Source organism: Deltaproteobacteria bacterium (genome assembly GCA_035063765.1).
Taxonomy (GTDB): domain Bacteria; phylum Myxococcota_A; class UBA9160; order UBA9160; family PR03; genus CAADGG01.
The window spans coordinates 56,186-71,112 of record JAPSFT010000004.1 but is presented as its reverse complement, the minus strand read 5'-3'; the positions used below and the strand labels follow the sequence as shown (position 1 = coordinate 71,112).

14 protein-coding genes and 1 pseudogene are annotated in these 14,927 nt (G+C 75.0%); 6 read left to right on the top strand and 9 right to left on the bottom strand.

Annotated features, from left to right (window positions below):
- Positions 1–34 precede the first annotated feature (34 nt).
- The 8 genes and pseudogenes from OZ948_02870 to rsmD all read right to left on the bottom strand — a co-directional run bounded on the left by OZ948_02870 (position 35) and on the right by rsmD (position 7,944).
- Positions 35–937, bottom strand: coding sequence for a protease modulator HflC (locus tag OZ948_02870; protein MEB2343661.1), 903 nt, complete (start codon positions 935–937; stop codon positions 35–37).
- Positions 934–1,941, bottom strand: a complete 1,008-nt coding sequence (hflK, locus tag OZ948_02865; protein ID MEB2343660.1) for an FtsH protease activity modulator HflK — start codon at positions 1,939–1,941, stop codon at positions 934–936. The genes OZ948_02870 and hflK overlap by 4 nt, the downstream gene beginning before the upstream one ends.
- Positions 1,941–2,723, bottom strand: a complete 783-nt coding sequence (locus OZ948_02860; GenBank protein MEB2343659.1) for a slipin family protein — start codon at positions 2,721–2,723, stop codon at positions 1,941–1,943. The genes hflK and OZ948_02860 overlap by 1 nt, the downstream gene beginning before the upstream one ends.
- The gene (locus OZ948_02855) at positions 2,720–4,054 is read right to left on the bottom strand and encodes a nodulation protein NfeD (protein ID MEB2343658.1); all 1,335 of its coding nucleotides are present in this window, start codon (positions 4,052–4,054) and stop codon (positions 2,720–2,722) included. The genes OZ948_02860 and OZ948_02855 overlap by 4 nt, the downstream gene beginning before the upstream one ends.
- Positions 4,051–5,316, bottom strand: a complete 1,266-nt coding sequence (gene coaBC / locus OZ948_02850; GenBank protein MEB2343657.1) for a bifunctional phosphopantothenoylcysteine decarboxylase/phosphopantothenate--cysteine ligase CoaBC — start codon at positions 5,314–5,316, stop codon at positions 4,051–4,053. The genes OZ948_02855 and coaBC overlap by 4 nt, the downstream gene beginning before the upstream one ends.
- Positions 5,317–5,386: 70 nt before the next feature.
- Positions 5,387–6,820 (bottom strand): hypothetical protein, encoded by a 1,434-nt coding sequence (locus OZ948_02845; GenBank protein ID MEB2343656.1) that lies wholly within the window; start codon positions 6,818–6,820, stop codon positions 5,387–5,389.
- Positions 6,817–7,302, bottom strand: a complete 486-nt coding sequence (gene coaD / locus OZ948_02840; GenBank protein ID MEB2343655.1) for a pantetheine-phosphate adenylyltransferase — start codon at positions 7,300–7,302, stop codon at positions 6,817–6,819. The genes OZ948_02845 and coaD overlap by 4 nt, the downstream gene beginning before the upstream one ends.
- Positions 7,303–7,428: 126 nt before the next feature.
- A pseudogene (gene rsmD / locus OZ948_02835) lies at positions 7,429–7,944 on the bottom strand (16S rRNA (guanine(966)-N(2))-methyltransferase RsmD).
- A gap of 412 nt (positions 7,945–8,356) precedes the next feature.
- On the opposite strand from rsmD, the gene OZ948_02830 reads away from it, so the two are divergent.
- The 6 genes from OZ948_02830 (at position 8,357) to OZ948_02805 (ending at position 13,721) form a co-directional block, all read left to right on the top strand.
- Positions 8,357–8,599: a helix-turn-helix domain-containing protein gene (locus tag OZ948_02830; protein ID MEB2343654.1), complete on the top strand. Its 243-nt coding sequence runs from the start codon at positions 8,357–8,359 to the stop codon at positions 8,597–8,599.
- Positions 8,600–8,933: 334 nt separating this feature from the next.
- Positions 8,934–9,548, top strand: a complete 615-nt coding sequence (locus OZ948_02825; GenBank protein ID MEB2343653.1) for a lytic transglycosylase domain-containing protein — start codon at positions 8,934–8,936, stop codon at positions 9,546–9,548.
- Between the two features lie 156 nt (positions 9,549–9,704).
- Positions 9,705–11,021, top strand: coding sequence for a spore maturation protein (locus OZ948_02820; protein MEB2343652.1), 1,317 nt, complete (start codon positions 9,705–9,707; stop codon positions 11,019–11,021).
- On the top strand, positions 11,018–12,058 hold the full coding sequence (locus OZ948_02815) for a phosphotransferase (protein MEB2343651.1): 1,041 nt from the start codon (positions 11,018–11,020) through the stop codon (positions 12,056–12,058). Before OZ948_02820 ends, OZ948_02815 begins: the two co-directional genes overlap by 4 nt.
- Positions 12,055–12,990, top strand: coding sequence for an NDP-sugar synthase (locus tag OZ948_02810; protein ID MEB2343650.1), 936 nt, complete (start codon positions 12,055–12,057; stop codon positions 12,988–12,990). Before OZ948_02815 ends, OZ948_02810 begins: the two co-directional genes overlap by 4 nt.
- Positions 12,987–13,721 (top strand): MBL fold metallo-hydrolase, encoded by a 735-nt coding sequence (locus tag OZ948_02805; protein ID MEB2343649.1) that lies wholly within the window; start codon positions 12,987–12,989, stop codon positions 13,719–13,721. The genes OZ948_02810 and OZ948_02805 overlap by 4 nt, the downstream gene beginning before the upstream one ends.
- On the opposite strand, the gene OZ948_02800 is transcribed toward OZ948_02805, so the two are convergent.
- Positions 13,705–14,874: an anhydro-N-acetylmuramic acid kinase gene (locus OZ948_02800; GenBank protein MEB2343648.1), complete on the bottom strand. Its 1,170-nt coding sequence runs from the start codon at positions 14,872–14,874 to the stop codon at positions 13,705–13,707. The genes OZ948_02805 and OZ948_02800 overlap by 17 nt on opposite strands.
- Positions 14,875–14,927: the final 53 nt, after the last annotated feature.

Here is a 14,927-nt window from a genome sequence, read left to right as displayed (position 1 = left end):
GCCTGCGACGCGCGAGCCCTGAAGCGGGCGAGGCTCATCGGAGCGGCGGTGGAGCGCCCGCTGCGCGGCCGCCCGAGAGCAGGTCGAAGAAGCCCTCGTCCGTCGGGAGCACCAGCGTGGTGCCCTCGCCGATCGTCTTGCGATAGGCGTCGAGCCGCCGCACGAAGCCGTAGAAATCCGGCGCCACGGTGTGGGCTTCGGCGTAGACCCGTGCGGCCTCGGCGTCACCCTCGCCGCGCAGGATCTCGGCCTGCTTGCGCGCCTCGGCCACCGTGACGCGGGCGTCCCGGTCCGCCTCGGCACGGATCCGGCGGCCCTCCTCCTCGCCCTCGGCGCGGTACTTGCGCGCGAGCCGCTCACGCTCGGCGCGCATGCGGGCGAAGACGTTCGCCTCGGTCGTCTCGGGCAGCTCGACGCGGTTGATGCGCACGTCGCGCACCTCGATCCCGAACTCGCGCAGGCGGCCCGCGCTCTGCTCCGTGATCGCGGTCATGATCTCGTTGCGGGCATCCGCGACCAGGTCCTGCATGGTGCGCTGGCCCACCACGTCCCGGACGTCGGAGCGGGCGATGCGATCCACCTGGGCCTCGGCCTGCTGCATGCCCTGCGGGAAGTCCGAGAAGAAGCGCAGCGGATCGGCGATCCGCCACACCACGTAGTGATCGATCACCGGCCGCTCGGCGTCGCGCGTCTGCATCTGCTGCGGCTGGGAGCCGAGGTACTGGAAGCGCCGGTCGAAGACGTGCACCTCCGCGAAGGGCGGGCGCAGCGAGATCCCCGGCTCGGCCCGGACCGAGATCGGGCTGCCCAGGAACAGGACGATCTTCTGCTCGTCCTCGTGGGTGATGACGACCGGACCCCAGCCCACCTCGCCGAGCCAGATCAACGCGGCGCCGATCGCCGACAGCACCAGCAGCACGAAGAGCAGCCGCCTCATCGGGGAGCCTCCGGAGCGGCCACGCGGGTCCGCTCCTCGAGCGGGAGGAACGGCAGGACGGGGCTGCCCGGCTGCACGATGTAGGTCTTCGCCTGGGGCAGCACCTTCTCCATCGTCTCCAGGAACAGCCGGGTGCGCACGACCTCCGGCGCCCGCGCGTACTCCGCCGCGATCGCGCGGAAGCGCTCCGCCTCGCCGGTCGCCTCGGCGATCCGCGCGTCGCGATAGCCGCGCGCGCCTTCGACCGCCTCGACCGCTTCGGCGCGGGCGCGCGGCAGCACCTCGTTCGCGTAGGCCTGGGCCTCGTTGACGGTCCGGTTGCGGTCCTGGTTGGCGCCCTGCACGTCGTCGAAGGCCGCACGCACCTCGGTGGGCGGCTGCACGTCCAAAAGCTCGACGCCGAGCACCTCGAGGCCCGACTCGTAGAGGTCGAGCCGCTCCTGGAGCTCCTCGCGCGCCTCGCTCTCGATGATGCCGCGCTTCTCGGTGAGGACCGCGTCGATCGTGTTGCGCCCGACCGCCCGGCGCACCGAGGCCTCGGCGGCGTCGCGCAGGACCGCGCGCGGGTTCGCGATCCGGTAGCGCGACTGGAAGGCGTCCTTGATCCGGTACTGCACCACGAAGCCGACCAGCGCGATGTTCGCGTCGCTGGTCTGCATCGCGGTCTCGGGCCGGGCGGGCGCCGCCGGCGCGCCCTCCGCGGCCGCCGGCTCCACCCGGACCCCGAACTCCTCCTTGTCGATCGAGGCGACGTTCACGATCTCGTGGCTCTCGAGCGGCGGCGGCAGGTGCCAGCGCAGGCCCGGCTGCGCCTCGGTGCGCAGGTAGCGCCCGAGCTGGAGGATCACGGCGGACTGGCCGGGCTCGAGCGTGTAGAAGCCGAAGTAGGCCCAGGCGCCCAGCACGGCGACCGAGAGCAGCACCGCGCTCACGTTCGCCACCGTGCGCCCGACGGCGCGCCGGACCCGCTCCTCGCTCGGCGCGTTGCGCGGCTCCTTCGCCATCAGCCTGCCTGCTCCATCCGGCGTGCGGCTGCCTCGCTCGCGAGGTAGAGCGGCCGGAGCAGGTCCATCGGCAGCGGGAACAGGATCGTCGAGTTCCGCTCCGTGGCGATCTCGGTGAGGGTCTGCAGGTAGCGGAGCTGGAGCGCCGCCGGCTCCTCGGCGAGGATCCCCGACGCGTCGCGCAGGCGCTGGGCGGCCTGGTACTCGCCCTCGGCGTGGATCAGCTTCGAGCGCTTCTCGCGCTCGGCCTCGGCCTGCTTGGCCATCGCGCGGCGCATCTCCTCGGGCAGGTCGATCGCCTTCAGCTCGACGGCGCGCACCTTCACCCCCCACGGCTCGGTCTGGAGGTCGATGATCTCCTGGAGCTTGCGGTTGATCGTCTCGCGCTCGGCGAGCAGCTCGTCGAGCTCGGCCTGGCCGCACACGCTGCGCAGCGTCGTCTGCGCGAGCTGCGAGGTGCCGTAGAGGTAGTTCTCGACCTGGATCACGGCCTTCTCGGGGTGCAGGACGCGGAAGTAGAGCACCGCGTTCACCTTCACCGAGACGTTGTCGCGCGTGATGACCTCCTGGGTCGGGACGTCCATCACGATCTCGCGCAGCGAGATCTTCACGAGCCGGTCGACGCCCGGGATGATGAAGCGGATGCCCGCCTCCTTGACCCCCGCGTAGCGCCCGAGGCGGAACACGACGCCGCGCTCGTACTCCTGGAGGATCTTGATGCCCGCGATCAGGAACGCGGCCAGCACGGCGACCACGATCACCGGGAACGAGAACGAGATCATCGGCCCTCCTTTGGCGCACCCCGCGCCCGGCGCACCCGCAGCCGCATGCCCTCGACGGCCAGCACCTCGACGGGCTCCCCGGCCGCCACGGGATCCTCGGAGCGCACGCTCCAGTACTCGCCGCGCACGAACACCCGGCCCTCGGGCGCCAGCGCCTCCACCGCACGGCCCTGCATCCCGATCAGCTCGTCGACCCCTGCGGTCTGCCGGCGCCCCATCGTGCGCCCCACCCCGAAGACGACCAGCGCCCCGAACAGCGCCATCCCCGTCACCGCGGGCACCAGCACCGACCAGAACGAGACGTCGAGGTCGCTCACCTCGGGCACGTCGAAGACCATCGACCCGCCGAGCAGCAGGCACGCGACGCCGAGCGCGAAGAGCACGCCGTAGGATCCGACGAAGACCTCCGCCGCCAGCAGGCCGAGTCCGGCCAGGAACAGGATCAGGCCGAGCCACGAGAAGGGCAGGATCTGGAGCGCGATCAGCCCGAGCACCAGGCAGGCGGCGCCCACCACGCCCGGCACGAGCAGGCCCGGGTTCGAGAACTCGATGTAGAGCCCGAGCACGCCCGCCATCAGCAGCAGCACCGCGACGTCGGGGCTCGCGAGCACGTGCAGGAAGCGCTCGAGCGCGGTCATCGCGATCGTGCGCACCTCGACGTCCTCGAGCGCGAGCACGCGGGGCTCGCCCGCCACCTCGACCTCGCGGCCGTCGCTCGCCGCGAGCAGCTCGGCGCGCGACGCCGCCACCAGGTCGACCACGTGCAGGCGCCGGGCCTCGTCGGCCGGGATCGCCACCGACTCGCGGACCGCCTTGACCGCCCACTCCACGTTGCGCTTGCGCTCGCGGGCGATCGACTCGATGTAGGCGGCGAGCAGGTTCTCGGCCTTCTCGCCGGCCACGTCCTGGCCCTGCTCCCCGCCCGGCGGGCCGCCGCCCGGCGCCCCGACCCCGACCGGGTGCGCAGCCCCGATGCTGGTGCCCGGCGCCATCGCCGCCACGTGCGCGGCGAGCGTGATGAAGGTCCCGGCCGATCCTGCCCACGCTCCCTGCGGCGCGACGTAGACGATCACCGGCACCTTCGCGTTGAGCATCGCCTGGATGATGTCCTTGGTCGCGCTCACCAGGCCACCCGGCGTGTCGAGCTCGATCACCAGGGCCGCGGCCTGCTCGCGTTCGCTCTGCGCGATCGCCTTCTGGATGAAGTCCGACGATGCCGGGTTGATCGTGCCCTGGACACGGATCGCGTTCACGTGTCCGGCGGCGGCGGCTGCGCCGGCGGCGAGGAGCAGCGCCGCGGCGAGCGCGGCGGCCCGGGCGATCCGGCTCACCGGCGCCCCTCGCGCAGCTTCTCGACGCGGTCCAGGAGCCGCTCGGCCACCTCGCGTTTGGGAAGCAGCGGCAGCTCCTCGACGTCGCCGCCGGGCCAGACGAACGACACGGCGTTGGTGTCGGCGTCGAAGCCGGCGCCCGCACGGGTGACGTCGTTCGCCACGATCAGGTCGCAGCGCTTGCGCGCGAGCTTCGCGCGCGCGGCCGCCAGGAGGTCGCGGCTCTCGGCGGCGAAGCCGATCACCAGGCGCCGCCCGCCCTCGCGGGCGCTCAGCTCACCCACCTCGAGGAGGATGTCGGGCGTCCGCTCGAGCTCGATCACGAGCCGCGCCTCGCCGAGCGCCTCCTTCTTGATCTTGTCCGCAGCCGCCGCCACCGGCCGGAAGTCCGCCACCGCGGCGGCGCCGACGAAGACGGTGCAGCCGGGCAGCGCGGCGCGCACCGCGTCGCGCATCTCGAGCGCCGTCTCCACGGCGGTGACGCGGACGCCGGGCGGTGCGGGCAGCGCGCTCGGGCCCGAGACCAGGACGACCTCGCCCCCCCGGCGCGCGGCCTCGGCCGCGATCGCGTAGCCCATCTTCCCCGACGAGCGGTTCGCGACGACCCGCACCGGGTCGATCGGCTCGCGGGTGCCGCCGGCCGTGACCACGAAACGCTCGCCGGCGAGCGGCTTCGGCGCGAGCAGGCTCGCGGCCTCGGCCGCGATCGCGTCCGGCTCGGCCATCCGCCCCTCGCCCTCCCAGCCGCAGGCGAGCGGGCCCGCCTCGGGTCCGACGAAGCGCACCCCGCGCCCGCGCAGCCGCTCGACGTTCGCCTGGGTCGCCGGGTGCCGCCACATGTGGACGTTCATCGCCGGCGCCACCAGCAGCGGCGCGCGGGTGGCGAGCAGCAGCGTCGACACCAGGTCGCCCGCGAGTCCGTGCGCGAGCTTCGCGAGCAGGTTCGCGGTGGCGGGCGCCACCACGACGAGGTCCGTCTCGTCGGCCAGCGCGATGTGGTCGATCGCGCCCTCCTGCTCGGCGTCGAAGAGGTCGCTACGTACCGCATGGCCGGAGACCGTCTGCAGGGCGAGCGGAGAGACGAAGCGGGCCGCGGCGGCCGTCAGCGCGCAGCGCACGCTGGCTCCCTCGCGCACCAGCGCACGCACCAGCTCGGGCGTCTTGTAGGCCGCGATGCCGCCCGAGACCGCGAGCAGGACGCGCCGGCGCGCGCTCCCGGCGGAAGCGGAAACGGTTCGCCCGGGCTGCTCGTCGGCCGGCATCTCGCCCTCCCCCGGGCGCGCTCCGTGCGGCGGCTTCCTCGCACGGCAAAAATCGAAGCTGGCCGCGAGGTTACCGGTCGGACGCTCGGCCGTCCATGCACAGCAGCGCGCGCCCGGCGGCCAGCCGCCGCGCGAGCTGCGCGCGATCCGGCGCCTCGCCGTAGAGCCGGAGCACCGGCTCGGTGCCCGAGCCGCGCAGCATCAGGAAGCCGTCTGCGAACGCCAGGCGCAGGCCCTCGTGGAGCGCCACCGAGCACACGCGCGCGCCGCCGACGCGCTCCGGTGGCGCCGCGGCGAGCTGCACGAGCCGCGCCCGTGCGCGGGGGTCCGCCCGCAGCGCGACGCGCGCCCATGCGCTCGCACCGTGGCGGCGGGCCAGGACGCGCAGCCGCGCGCGCAGTGGCAAGCCCTCCTCTCCTGCCATCTCGGCGAAGAGCGCGCAGGCCAGGATGCCGTCCTTGTGGCGGCCGACGGCGTCGACCGCGAATCCGCCGCTCTCGTCGCCCGCCGCGCCCGCCGTCCCATCGGCGAGGGCGCGCGCCAGGTGCTTGAAGCCGACCGGGTGGCGGGTGACCCGGAGTCCGTGACCGGCGGCCACCCGCTCGACCAGCGAGCCGGTCGCGGTCGAGAGCGCGACGCCGCGTCCCAGCCGCCCCGTGCGTGCGAGCCGGTCGACGAGCAGGGCGAGCGCCTCGCACTCGCTGAGCGGCGCGCCATCGGCGTCGACCACGGCGTAGCGGTCGGCGTCGCCGTCGGTGGCGAGCCCGAGGGCGCGGCCGCCCTGCGCGCGCACCCGCGCCACGAGCCCGGCGAGCCGCTCCGGCGTCGGGTCGGGTGCAGCCCCTCCGAAGCGCGCCGAGGGCTCGCCGCGCAGGCGCTCGACGCACGCGCCGCGCTCGCGCAGCGCGCGCTCGCACACCCCGGCCCCCGTTCCGTGGAGGGCGTCGTAGACGATCGCGGGCCGCCCCCGACGCTGCCCCCCGCGACCGAGCCAGTCCCGGAGGTGCGCGAGATAGGGGGCGACGAGGTCGACGGACGCACCGGCGTGCGCGCGCGCCACCGGCGCCGGGCCGCTCGCGAGCGCGCGCCGGGCGTGCGCCTCGATGCGCCGCGCCTGCGCGTCGCCGACGCCGCCGCCCCAGCCGGCGATCACCTTCACGCCCTGGTACTCCGGGGGGTTGTGGCTGGCCGTCACGACCAGCGCGGCGTCCGCGTCGCCCCGCCGCACGGCGTGGGCGACGAGCGGGGTGGGCACGGGGCTCGCGGCGCGGATCGGCGCGTGGCCGGCCGCCGCCAGCCGGGCGCAGGCGCGCGCCGCCAGGGCCGCGCCGAGGAAGCGGGTGTCGTGCGCGACCAGGACGCGCGCCCGGGCGCCCTGCCCTTCTTCGCGCAGCCAGCGCGCGACGCCCTCGACGAGCGCGTCCAGGCGCGGGAAGGTCACCTCGTCGGCCAGCACGCCGCGCCAGCCGCCCGTCCCGAAGCGGATCGGCGCAGCCTCCGTCACGAACGGCCGCCGAGCTTCTCCTCGAGCTTCCTGGCGACCACGGAAGGCACGAAGTCCCCGACGTTCGCGCCGAAGCGCACCAGCTCCTTCAGCCGCGAGGAGCTCACGTAGAAGAACTGCTGGCTGGTCATCATGAACAGCGTCTCGATCTCGGGGTACATGCGCTTGTTCATGAGCGCCATCTCGAACTCGTACTCGAAGTCGGAGACCGCCCGCAGGCCGCGGATCAGCACGCGCGCGCCGATCTGCCGCGCGTAGTCGACGAGCAGGCCTTCGAACGACGTGATCCGGATGCCCGGCTCGCCGTCGAGCACCGCGTGCAGGATCTCGAGCCGCTCGTCGACCGTGAAGGTGCCGTGCTTCTCGACGTTGCGCGCCACGGCCACGACCAGCTCGGGGAAGGTCGCGCGCGCGCGGTGGATCAGGTCGAGATGCCCGTTGGTGAGCGGATCGAAGCTCGCAGCGAAGAGCGCGCGGCCCATCACGTGCGGCGCCGGCGCGCCGGCCCCCCGTCCTCCCGTTGCGTCCTGCATCGGATCCTCCGGCCGGCCCGTGCCGGCGCTCTCCGTGACGCCCGCCGGGCGATGAACCAGGCGATGGAGCACCGTATCGCCGTACCGGCGCTCCTCGACGGCAAGGAGTCCGGGGATCGGCGCCAGCGCCCGGCCCCGCGCGGTCTCGACGACCAGGGCGGCGCCGGCGGCGAGGATGCCCGAGGTCGCGAGCGCGCGCAGCGCCCGCTCCGGCTCGGTCGGATCGGCCCAGGGCGGGTCGAGCAGCACCAGATCGAAGCGCTCCTGGGCGCGGGCGAGCCGGCGCACCGCGGCGACCGCGTCCGCGCGCAGGACGCGCGCCTCGCCACCCACGCCGAGGGTGGCGAGGTTCTCGCGCACGGCGGCAGCGGCCAGCGCGGCCCGCTCGACCAGGACGAGGGCGGCGGCGCCGCGCGAGAGCGCTTCGATGCCGAGCGCCCCGGACCCCGCGAAGAGGTCCAGGACGCGCACCCCGCCGAGGTCCCCGAGACTCGCGAAGAGCGCCTCGCGCACGCGATCCGAGGTCGGCCGGACGCCGGCGGCCGGAACCCGCAGGCGGCGTCCCCCGAATCGGCCTGCGATCACCCGCATCGATCCGCCGCCGTGTCGTGTCTCCCGCTGCCACTCATCCGTGGCGAATGAACGGCAAGTCATCTCGCTGGGGCGCCGACCCGTGCCGGCGCCCAGCGCCCGACGCCCGATCGGCGTTGCCGCCGGGCGCCGAGGGACTATGATCCGACCACTCGGTCTGGCTTTCCATCCTGACGCTCCTCGAAGCTTGCCGGTGGTGACCGCGACCCTGGACTGCTCGGTCCCATTCGCTACGCCGAGGGGTGTTGCCCGGAAGGACGCGAAATGCGCGCCCCAGCGGGCTCTGGCGGAAAGCGTCGAGCGCGAGGGGCGTTCGGATCGATCGGACGGGCTGGATGGGCCCGTTCCGGCGCCGATGCGCCTCGACGACAACACACCGAAAACTCGGTGAAACGGGAGAAGACGGAGACCCATGAGTACCGCGGCCATCGAACGGATCAAGAAGAAGCTTCCCGAGCGCCTCGCCGAGGTCCGTGGCGATCGTTCGCAGCGCCAGTTCGCACGCGAGCTCGGCGTCTTCCAGCAGAACGTGAACCGCTACGAGAACGGCACGACCCCCCATGCGGATTTCCTGATCACGCTCGCCGTGAAGGAGGCCGTGTCGCTCGACTGGCTCCTGCTCGGCAGGGGCAAGATGCGCACCAAGGGCCGCTGACGCTGCGTTCATGCCTGCGGGGGTGGTCCTGCCCCCGCAGGCACTCCTCTCCTGCCGTCCCTGCTCGTCTCCTGCTTCCACGGTGCGTCGGGACCCTCCCAAACTAGGTAGACGACAACCTCTCCCTCCGGGGGGTGCAGCCCTGCGCGCAGCGGCTCGTGTGCAGCGGGTGGGTCGAGGGGCCCCGATCGACTAAGCTGCGGCGCCTACGCGTGCCGGGGGGCACGCCGCTTGCTCTCCAGATCCCGCGCCCATCCGGCACGCGCCGGAATCGACGTCGTACCGGCTTCGATGGCAAGAGCCCGCCCCTCGGGCGCCCGTCGGAGGATCGCCGATGGCCCACCACCACCCGCGACCGCTCCTGCTCGTTTGGGTCGCTTCGCTCCTGCTCGTGGCGGCGCCCTGCTCGCGGGCGCCCGGCGACGGCGCGGCCCAGGACCCCGCGGCCGCCAGCGTGGACGCCCGCGACCCCGCGGTCGCGGCCGCCCAGGCTCTGTTCGCTCCCCTCGCGCGCCAGATGGGCGAGGCCGAGCGGGGCGCACTGGCCCGCGCGCTGGTCGAGGCGAGCCGCGAGCACGGTCTCGAGCCCGCCCTGGTCCTCGCCGTGATCGAGGTGGAGAGCCGCTTCGATCCCTTCGCCGTCTCGCACAAGGGTGCCCTCGGGCTGATGCAGATCCTTCCGAGCACCGGCGCTCCGATCGCCCGCCGCCTCGGGATCCCCTGGCGTGGCCCGCAGACCCTCTTCGATCCCCACGCGAACCTCCGCATCGGCGTCGCCTACCTGCGCGAGCTGATCGATCGCTACGCGAACGTGCGCGCGGCGCTCGCCGCCTACAACTGGGGGCCCGGCGAGATCGACGCGCGCCTGCGCCAGGGTGACGTCCTGCCGGCGAGCTACCCCGAGCGCGTGCTCGACGCCTACTCGAGCGGACGCCGCACCGACTCCTGAGCTCGCCCACCGCTCCGCCCAGCCGCGGACCGGCCTTGACGCGCGCCGCCGCATCCCCGAGCCTCGCCCGCGGCAATCGTGGCGCGCGCTCGCCTCCGAGCCCCCGGCGCGCCCGTCGCTCGCGCGCCTCGCGCGCCGTGGTCCGTCGGGGGTTCGTTGCTCAACGCGATCTGGCTCGGCCTGATCCTGGCGTCGGTCGTGTGCGCCGCCTTCACGGGCCGCATGGAGGCGACCAAGCTCGCCGCCTTGGAAGGCGCCAGGAGCGGACTCACGATCGTCCTCGACCTGCTCGGGGCGATGGTGCTGTTCCTCGGGCTGATGCGGGTGGCCCAGGACGGCGGCCTGCTGCGCGCGGTCGCGCGCGGGCTCGCGCCGCTCCTGCGCCGGCTCTTCCCCGACGTCCCGCCCGAGCACCCCGCGATGGGCGCGATGATCATGAACCTCGCCTCGAACGTGCTCGGGCTCGGCAACGCCGCCACGCCCTTCGGGCTCAAGGCGATGGTCGAGCTCGGCAAGCTCAACCGCACGCCCGGTGCCGCCAGCGACTCGATGGCGCTGTTCCTCGCGATCAACGCCACGAGCGTGTCGCTCTTCCCGACCGGGGTGATCGCGATCCGCGCCGGCATGGGCTCGACCCTGCCCGACGCGGTCTGGGGACCGACCCTGCTCGCGACGACCGCCTCGACGCTCACGGCGGTGCTGCTCTGCTTCGCGCTGCGCCGGCTGCCCGTCTTCGCGCCGCGCGCCCTCGACCCGGCGGAGGCGCTACCCGAGCCGGCGCCCGGCCCCGCCGCGGTCGAGATCCCCGCGCTGCCGCCGCGGCCCGGCCCGGCGGCGCGCGCGGCGCGCGCCGTGGTGCTCGGCTTCGCCGCGCTGCTCGCGATCGCACTCGGGCGCCACCTCCTCGCCCTGCCGCCCGGCACCGGGACGGGCGGGGCCCTGCTCGACCTCCTCGGCGCCTGGTTCCTGCCGATCTTCATCGCCGCGCTGCTCCTGATCGGGCTCGCCGGGCGCGTCCCGGTGTACGAGCGCGCCGTCGAGGGCGGCCGGGAGGGACTCGAGGTGGCGGCGCGCATCGTCCCCTTCCTGGTGATGATCCTCGCCGCGCTCGCGATGCTGCGCGCCTCCGGCGCCCTCGACCTGCTGGTGCGCGCGATCGATCCCCTGACCGGGCCGCTCGGCTTCCCGGCCGAGGCGCTGCCGATGACGCTCCTGCGGCCGCTCTCCGGCTCCGGTGCCTACGGGGTGATGGTGGAGCTGATGAAGACGCACGGGCCCGATTCCTTCGTGGGCCTGCTCGCAGGTGCCCTCAACGGCTCGACCGAGACCACCTTCTACGTCCTCACCCTGTATCTCGGCGCCGCGCGCGTGCGCGACGCGCGCTACATCCTGATCGCCTGTCTGACCGGTGACGTGGCCGGCTTCGCTGTCGCCACCGCTGCGTGTCGCTGGCTGTTCCCGGAGCTCGCGTGACGGGCCCCGAGGAGCCCGCGCTCGAAGCCGAGCTGCGAGCGCTCGCCCGGCGTGCGCTCGGGGTCGAGGCGCTCGGCCTCGAGCGGCTCGCGGGCGGGCTCGGCCACCGCCGCTTCTACCGGCTGCGCCTGGCGGGCCCACCGGGCTCGTGCGTGGCCCGGGTGGACCGCGGCCGGCCGGCGCCCGGCGTCCTGCCCGAGCCGCCGCTCGAGCCGACCCGCGCCTTCCTCGAGGCCCAGGGCCTGCCGGTGCCGAAGCGGCTCGGGGGCGATGCCTCCGGCATCGACCTCCTCGAGGACGTGGGCTCGCACCCGCTCGCCGCTTTCGCGGACGCGCCGGTTGTCACGCGGCGTGCGCTCTACGAGGAGGCCTGCGCGCTCCTCCCGCGCCTGCAGCGCCTGCGTGACCCGGCGGGGCGCGTGCCGGCCTTCGGCCGGCGGCTCGACGGCGAGCTCCTCGCCCTGAAGGCGCGCCGCTTCTGCGCCGCGAGCCTGCCCGCGCTGCTCGGGCGCGCGCCCACCCCGGCCGAGCAGACGGTCGTCGCCGACGCCTTCGAGGTGGTGCGCGCGGCGGTGGCGGATGCCCCGCTGCGCTTCGCCCACCGCGACTTCCAGGCAGCCAACCTGCTCGTCGACGAGGCCCGCCCGCCCGGCGCCCGGCTCGTCATGATCGACCTGCAGGGCGCCTTCCTGGCGCCGCCCGAGTACGACCTCGTGTGCCTGCTGCGCGACTCCTACCTGGTGCTGCCCGACCCCGAGGTGCAGCGGCTCGCCGAGCAGGTGCGCCCCGCGCTCCCGGGGCCGCCGCCCGCCGAGGCCTTCGCGCTGCGCTTCGACCTGCTCACGATCGCGCGCAAGAGCAAGGACCACGCCCTGTTCCACGAGGTCGCCGCGCGCGGCGACCCGAGCTGGCTGCGCTTCGCGCCCGCGACGCTCGGCTACCTGCGCGCGGCCGCGGCGCGGCTGACGCCACGCGATCCGCGGCTCGCCCGCTTCGCCGCGCTCCTGGACGGGGGAGGCGGCGCGTGCGCGCGATGATCCTGGCCGCCGGCCTCGGCACCCGCATGCGGCCCTTCTCGGAGCTGCTCCCGAAGCCCGTCCTGCCCGTGCTCGGCCTCCCGCTGGTCGCCTGGCCGCTCGCGTGGCTGGCACGCCACGGTGTCACCGAGGTCGTGCTGAACCTGCACCACCGCTCGGACGCCCTGCGGGCCGCCGCCGAGGCGTGGGCGCCGCCCGGGCTCGCGCTCCGCTTCTCGGAGGAGCCGGCCCTGCTCGGGACCGGGGGAGGGATCCGGCGCGCCGCCTCCTTCCTCCGCGAGAGCGACCCCTGCATCGTCGTCTCCGGCGACATGATCTGCGACCTCGACCTCGGCGCGCTCGTCGCGCGCCACCGCGCTCACGGCGACCGCGCGACGATCGCCCTGCGCAGCGACCCGCGAGCCGAGCGCTTCGGTACGATCGGGGTCGACGCGTCCGGCCGCGTGCGGCGCATCGCGCGCCGCTTCGACCTCGGTGGGGAGCGGGCGGCGGGAGTCAACGTGAGCGTCTACCTGTTCGCGGCGCGTGCCTTCGACTCGTTGCCCGGGCGCGAGGTCTTCAACCACCTCGACGAGTGGCTCGCCCCCGAGCTGGCAGCGGGAGCCGGCGACCTGCGCGGCGAGCTCGTGCCGGGCGAGGCACTGCTCTGGGAGCCGGTCGGCACCCCCGCCGAGTACCTGGCGGTGAACCTGCGGCGGCCCGTGGTCTCCTACTTCGACGCGGTCGCGCGCGCCCTCGCGCTCGGCGTCCGCCTCGAGCCCGACGTCGTGATCGGCGCGGATGCACGGCTCGGTCCGGGCGTGCGGCTGCGACGCGCCGTCGTGTGGGGAGGGGAGTCCGTGCCGGGTGGCTTCGCCGGGGAGCACGGCGTGTTTGCGGGTGGCCGCTTCCACCCGTGCAAGCCCGACGCGCCGGAGGCACCTGACGGGTGAGGGTCGTCTTCGTCGGCACGAGCGACGCGTTCGGCGCCGGCGGACGGCGCCAGGCGGCGATCTTCGTCGAGAGCTCGAGCGGCGGCGTGCTCCTCGATTGCGCGCCGACCACCGGCAGCGGGCTCGCGGCGCTCGGCATCGAGCGCCTCGCGGTCGACGTGATCGCGCTCTCGCACTTCCACGCCGACCACTTCGCCGGCGTGCCCCAGCTCGTGCTGGCCTCGGCGTACGAGGACCGGCGGCGCCGGCCGTTGCTCGTCGCCGGACCGCCCGGGGTGGAGGCGCGCGTGCACGCGGCCGCCGACGCGATCGGCTACGGGCTCCGCGGCCGCGAGCTGCCCTTCCCCCTGCGCTTCGTCGAGCTCCCCGCGGACGCGCTCGTCGACGTCGGTCCGGTACGGCTCGCGAGCTTCCCGGTGCACCACCAGGCCGAGGTCTGCCCGCACGGGCTGCGCCTCGAGGCCGCCGGCCGCACGATCGCCTACAGCGGCGACACGGGCTGGTTCGAGGCGCTCCCGGCGCGCCTGCGCGGCGCCGATCTCGCGATCTGCGAGTGCACCTTCCTGCGGCCGGTCTTTCCCTACCACCTCGACTACCCGACGCTCGCCGAGCACGCACCCGGCTTCGGGTGCGGCCGGCTCGTGCTCACCCATCTCGGCCCCGCCATGGCCGAGCGTCGCGGCCAGCTCGCCCTCGAGACCGCCGACGACGGCCTCACCCTGCGCGTGTGAGCGCCGTTCGCCGGACGGGTGCCGGAGCGAGCTCGCCGAGCACGGCGGCCCGCCGCGCGCCCGTGCAGCGGGGGAGGTGGTTCGGGAGGCCGAGGCACGCGTTGCGGCCGAGCAGCGCGAAGGCCATCGCCTCGGCGGCGTCGGCCGGGACGCCGGCCGCGTCGAAGGGCTCGACCGCGGCGCGCGGGAGCGCTTCGCGCAGCGCGTCCATCACGGCCGGGTTGCGCGCGCCGCCGCCGCCGACGAGCACGCGCGCGACGGCCTCCGTGCCGCCGCAGAAGTCGCGCAGCGCGTGCGCCACGCTGGTCGCGGTGAAGGCCACCAGGGTCGCGAGCAGGTCGTCGCCGGAGCGGCCCGCGCCCGCCCAGCGATCGGCCAGCTCCTCCGCCTCCGCCAGCCCGTAGCGCTCGCGGCCGGTCGACTTCGGCGGCGGGCGGCGCAGGTAGTCGTCGTCGAGGAGCTCCGCCAGCAGAGCGGCGTCTACCCGGCCGCGCCGGGCGCCGGCCCCGTCGCGGTCGCAGCGCTCGCCGGTGAGCCGGCGCACGACACCGTCGAGCAGCGCGTTGGCCGGGCCGACGTCGAAGGCGACGACCTGCTCGGGATCGCCGCCGGGCGGCAGCCAGGTGACGTTGGCGATCCCGCCCAGGTTGAGCGCGAGGCGGCCCTCGTCGGGGCTCGCGAACACCGCGTGGTGGAAGAAGGGCGCGAGCGGCGCGCCCTCGCCGCCGGCGGCCAGGTCGCGGGCGCGGAAGTCGGCGATCGTGAGCACGCCGGTGCGCTCGGCGATGCGCGAGGGGTCGCCGATCTGGAGCGAGGCCCCGAGCTCGGGGTGGTGCGCCACGGTCTGCCCGTGGCTCGCGATCACGTCGACCGTGGCGAGCGGGACGCCCGCCGCGCGCGCGGCGGCGGCGGCGGCGGCGGCGAAGCGGTCGGCGAGCTCGACGTCGAGCGCAGCCAGCGCGCGCAGCACCTCGGGACCGGGCAGCCGGCCCGCGGCCAGGGCGTGGATGCGGTCCTGGAGCGCCCGCTCGAGCGGCTCCTCGCAGGCCGCGAGCAGCCGGAACGGGCGCACCGCGGGCCCGTCGGGCCACTCGACCAGCGCCGCGTCGATGGCGTCGGCGGAGGTGCCTGACATGAGGCCGATCACGCGCATGGGGCGGGATCATACCGGGGCGCCTCGATTGACACGCCAGTCGGCGGGTTCCA